Below are 4,470 nucleotides of genomic sequence, written 5' to 3'. Positions count from 1 at the left end.
CCCCTGCTCCCCTCGCCCCCGTCCCTGTCGACCGCGCCGGGTGGCGGTCGGCGGGCGTGCTCAGCGGGCGCGCTCGTACTGCCGCGGGTAGCCGTCGTAGCCGGAGCCCAGCTGACGGGCGGCCCGGTGTGCGAAGTAGGGGTCGCGCAGCATCTCCCGGCCGATGAGTACCGCGTCGGCCTCACCACCGGCGACGACGGCCTCGGCCTGGGCGGGATCGGTGATCAGCCCGACCGCACCGGTCGCGAGACCGGCCTCCCGGCGCACCCGGGCGGCGAAGGGGACCTGGTAGCCGGGGCTCACCGGAATCTCCACCCCGGGGGCGTTGCCACCCGAGGAGACGTCCAGCAGGTCCACGCCGCGTTCGCGCAGCAGAGCCGCCAGACGCACCGTGTCGTCCACGGTCCAGCCCCCGTCCGCGAGCCAGTCGGTGGCGGAGACGCGGAACAGCAGGGGCAGCTCGGGCGGCCACTGCGCGCGGATCGCGTCCACGACCTCCAGCGCCAGGCGGGTGCGCCCGGCGAAGTCGCCGCCGTAGCCGTCGGTGCGGTGGTTGCTGTGCGGGGAGAGGAACTCGCCGAGCAGGTAACCGTGGGCCCCGTGCACCTCGACGACGCGGAACCCGGCCGCCAGCGCGCGCCGGGTGGCGGCGGCGAAGTCGGCGACGACGGCGGCGATGCCCTCACCGGTCAGCTCCGTCGGCACCGGGTCCCGGTCCGAGAAGGCCAGCGGGCTGGGCGCCACCGTCTGCCAGCCGCCCTCGTCCGGGCCGATGGGCCCGCCTCCGCGCCAGGGGCGCTCGCAACTGGCCTTCCGGCCGGCGTGGGCGAGCTGGATCCCGGGTACCGTCCCCTGCTCGTGGAGGAAGCTCGCGAGGCGGCGCAGCCCCTCGGTCTGCCGCTCGTTCCACAGGCCGAGGTCGCCCGGACTGATCCGCCCCTCGGGGCTGACGGCGGTGGCCTCCAGCAGCACCAGCCCCGTGCCACCCGCGGCCCGCGCCCCGTAGTGGGCGAGATGCCAGTCGGTCACCACGCCGGTGTCCGGCCCGCTGTCCGGCGCCGAGTACTGGCACATCGGCGCCATCCAGACGCGGTTGCGGGTGGTGATCCCGCGCAGGGTGAGGGGTTCCAGCAGGGCGCTCATCGCATCGTGCCTTCCGCTTCCGGGCCCCCGGCGGGCCCACTCGTACGGTAATCGCCGTATTACGGGGACTGTCAAACTACGATGCTTCTCGTACGATGAGCCCATGGCCACGTCCCCCGCGTCCGCCGCGTCCGCCGCGTCCTCCGGTACCCGCGTCCTGCTCCATCCCACCCTCGCGGAGATCCGCCTGGAGCGGGTACTGCACGCCCTCTCCGACCCGGTGCGGCTGCGGGTGGTGCGGGCGCTGGCGGAGACCAGGGACGGGCTGCCCTGTTCGCTGATCGACCTTCCGGTGTCCAAGTCGACCACCACCCACCACTTCCGGGTGCTGCGCCAGTCCGGCGTCGTCCGCCAGCAGTACCGGGGGACCGCGAAGATCAACGAGCTGCGGCGCGACGAACTCGACTGGCTCTTCCCCGGGTTGCTCGCCGGAGTCCTCGAAGCGGCACGCCAGCAGGAAGCCCGCCCCGCGCCGGCTGTGCGCTGACGCCGCCTTCGTCCCCCGGCGGCCGCGCGGCGCGGGACGCGGCCCAGCCCGGCGCGAATCGACCGCCGACGGCTTCGGCGGTCATGAGGTCAGCGGCGCCGGGTCCGCCACCGGTGGCGGGAAGCCCAGCTCCCACTCCAGCCGGTACCGGGCGAACAGCTCGCCGCGCAGCCGTGCGGGAGGCAGTGCGGCACCCGGTAGCAGGACGGCGACCACCGCTCCCATCAGCAGCGCGCGCAGGATCGGGTAGTCGGCCTCCACATCGCCCGAGCCGTGGGCGGCCAGCGCCCCGCGCAGCAGGGTGCCCAGACGCTGCTGCTCCACACAGTGCACGAAGCCCTCCTGCTGGAGCAGGCCGGCCATGTGGGCGCGCATCAGCACCGGTTCGTCGGCCGCGATACCGAGGACCGCGTCGATGGCCCGGGCCAGCATCTCGTCCCCCGCCGAGGGGCCTTCGGGCGCCGGGCGGCGCTCCAGCGCCTCGTCGACGCGCAGATGCATCAGACGGTGCACCGCGGACTGCAGGAGCTGCTGCTTGCCGGGGAAGTAGTACGAGATCAGCCCCCGCGCGGAGCCCGCGCGGTCCGCGATGTCCGTCAGGGTCGTCGCCTCGTAGCCGTGCTCGGCCACCAACTCCACGGTGGCCTGCAGCAGACGCTCTCGCGAGCGCCGCCTCAGCTCCGCGTTGACCGAAGGTCGGCGAGGGGACATAACGGAAACTCCGCGTTGACTGGCTGGCGGCCAGTATACTGACCTCGCGCGACCGCGAAACGCGGTCCGTCTCGGGGGTACCGGTATCGGGCGGAGCGGGGGACCGCCCGATACCGGTCGGGGGAAAAGCGCATGTGAGAGCGGCGCCGGGCCTCAGCCCGGAGAGCGCGCGGGGGTTCGCACCACGCGACGCACCCCGGCAGGACCCAGCCCCCACCGCTTCCCGTGCCGTCGCCGGAGAAGCGTGCCGGACGCGAGCGATCTGCCTCGTTCGGGTGAATTTTCCGTCGTCGCGGGCAGAGGCCGCAAAAAATCTTGTGTGAGACGTCGCGCGCGAGGGGGTTCCTCGCCGTCACCGGCCTCGTCCCGGGCATCCGCCCTCGGAGTGCGGCGGCCCCGGTTCAGCCCAGGGAGCTGAGCCCCGGGGCGAAGGCCACCAGGAGCGGGACCGCCGGCAGCAGCGCCGCCGCGGCCGTCAGCCGCAGCCGGCGGGAACCGGAGAAGTGCGGCACCGGGGCCAGCAGCCGGTCCACCCGCCGGGCCAGCGGGCTGGGCACCTGGCGGTTGGGGGTGAAGGCGTCGCGGTCCTCGTTCAGCCCCAGCAGCGCGAGCGCGGTGGTCATCCGTCCGAACCGCCGGGAGGCGCTGTCGTCGGCCGCCATCTCCACCAGGTGATGCACCTCGCGGTGGAACGCCGCGAACACCGGGACCTGCGGGAAGCCCCGGGCCAGCGCGCCGGAGCAGTACAGCAGCCAGTCGTGGCGGGCGCGGGCGTGCCCCTGTTCATGGGCGAGCACCGCGTCGAGCTGGCGGCCGTTCAGCCGCCGGAGCGCCCCCGAGGTGATCATCAGCTGCTCCGGCGGGCCGGGCAGCAGCCACGCCCCCGGGCGCGCGTCCTCGATGACGACCAGACGGTCCCGTCCCGGTTCCTCCCCGGGCAGCCGCGGTGCGCGCGCCCGCAGCGCCGCGTGCTGCCGGCGTCGTGCGGCTCGGGTCGTCCACACCACGCGCACCAGCATCACGGCCGTCCACAGCCCGCCGCAGGCGAGCACCACGGCCACCGCCGCGGCCCACTGCTGGCCGTCCGGGTGCAGCGCGTAGGCGTCCAGGACCCGGCTCGGCGCGGGGGCGAACACCTGTCCGCGCACCGCGTGCCAGGCGGCGGCTCCGGAGAGCGCCATCGCCAGCACGCAGCACAGCAGTACGGCGGCCACCACGCACTGCCAGACCCACAGGGCGAGGATCGGCTCCCGGTCCGGCCAGGAACCGCGGACCAGCACACGCGGCGCCAGCGCCGCGGTGAGTCCGCCCAACGCGAGCAGCGTGAGCGCGATGACCATGCCGTCAGCCTAGAACCCGCCTCGCGGCGCCGGACGCCGGGGTGACGCATTCCTCACCGTCCGCGTCCCCGCGCGGCCCACATCCGTCCTCTTCCGCGTCCCCCGCTCGCAACACCGGTACCGGCCGGACTCGTACGCCCGGAGTCTCCCCGGACGGTGAGTGCCGGTCACATCAACGGCAGCATGGCTGCCATGGCCAGCGCGAGCGACAGCCGGCAGCCGGTGGCGACCTGCGCCTGGGCCCGCCCGGCGGAGACGGCGGGTGCGGCGGGCAGCAGCTGCCACGCCACGTACATCGCGTATCCCGCGAAGTAGAGCAGAAGCACCCCGGTGAGCACCGGCACCCCGGCGGCGGGCAGTTCGCCGTGGAGCGCGGCTCCGTCCGCGTCGTGCCCGCCCGCGCCGTGCGCCCCGCCGCGCATGGCGAGCGCCATGTAGACCATGGCGGAGGACTCCAACGCGTGGTGGCCCCGGTGCGGCAGCGCCGCCCGGGAGATCAGCGACCACAGCGCGGCCGCCCCGAAGACCACGGCGAGGGCGACGGCCACCAGGCCGGGCGGCAACGGAGCCGGCGCGGCCATCACGGCCATGCCCACCCCCATCACGCCCTCCGCGGCGGAGCTGCGCCGCCGTGCCGCACCGTGCACGCCGCGGACCGCGCCCAGCAGACAGTAGAGACCCGTGCCGCCGCACAGTGCCACCAACAGCCAGCCGACCAGCGCGGGACCGTGCACCGCGCACCTCCCCCTCGGCAGCGTCGGCCCGGCCGGTGCCGGACTCCCCGCCCGG

General features: G+C 74.9%; 5 protein-coding genes. 1 reads left to right on the top strand and 4 read right to left on the bottom strand.

From position 1 onward, the window contains the following. Positions 1 to 60: 60 nt before the first annotated feature. Positions 61 to 1,143: an NADH:flavin oxidoreductase/NADH oxidase gene (locus E0D90_RS23855; protein ID WP_130800041.1), complete on the bottom strand. Its 1,083-nt coding sequence runs from the start codon at positions 1,141 to 1,143 to the stop codon at positions 61 to 63. Between the two features lie 103 nt (positions 1,144 to 1,246). Here E0D90_RS23855 and E0D90_RS23850 point away from each other — a divergent pair, with 103 nt between their 5' ends. After that, the gene (locus tag E0D90_RS23850; protein ID WP_130800040.1) at positions 1,247 to 1,630 is read left to right on the top strand and encodes an ArsR/SmtB family transcription factor; all 384 of its coding nucleotides are present in this window, start codon (positions 1,247 to 1,249) and stop codon (positions 1,628 to 1,630) included. Positions 1,631 to 1,711: 81 nt separating this feature from the next. On the opposite strand, the gene E0D90_RS23845 is transcribed toward E0D90_RS23850, so the two are convergent. The 3 genes from E0D90_RS23845 to E0D90_RS23835 all read right to left on the bottom strand — a co-directional run. Then, entirely contained in the window at positions 1,712 to 2,341 is a 630-nt protein-coding gene (locus E0D90_RS23845; RefSeq protein ID WP_103500542.1) for a TetR/AcrR family transcriptional regulator, read from the bottom strand. 401 nt (positions 2,342 to 2,742) lie between these two features. Beyond that, positions 2,743 to 3,681 carry a M56 family metallopeptidase gene (locus E0D90_RS23840; protein ID WP_103500543.1) on the bottom strand — a complete coding sequence of 313 codons (939 nt, stop codon included), beginning with the start codon at positions 3,679 to 3,681 and terminating at the stop codon, positions 2,743 to 2,745. Between the two features lie 167 nt (positions 3,682 to 3,848). Then, positions 3,849 to 4,470 (bottom strand): DUF5134 domain-containing protein (locus tag E0D90_RS23835; protein WP_307721169.1); only part of this gene is annotated, 622 nt, incomplete at its 5' end.

The sequence above is a fragment of the Streptomyces otsuchiensis genome, from assembly GCF_004305975.1.
In the GTDB taxonomy this organism is placed as follows: Bacteria; Actinomycetota; Actinomycetes; order Streptomycetales; family Streptomycetaceae; genus Streptomyces; species Streptomyces otsuchiensis.
The sequence above is the reverse complement of the archived record's forward strand: the minus strand, read 5'-3'. Positions and strand labels throughout refer to the sequence as shown.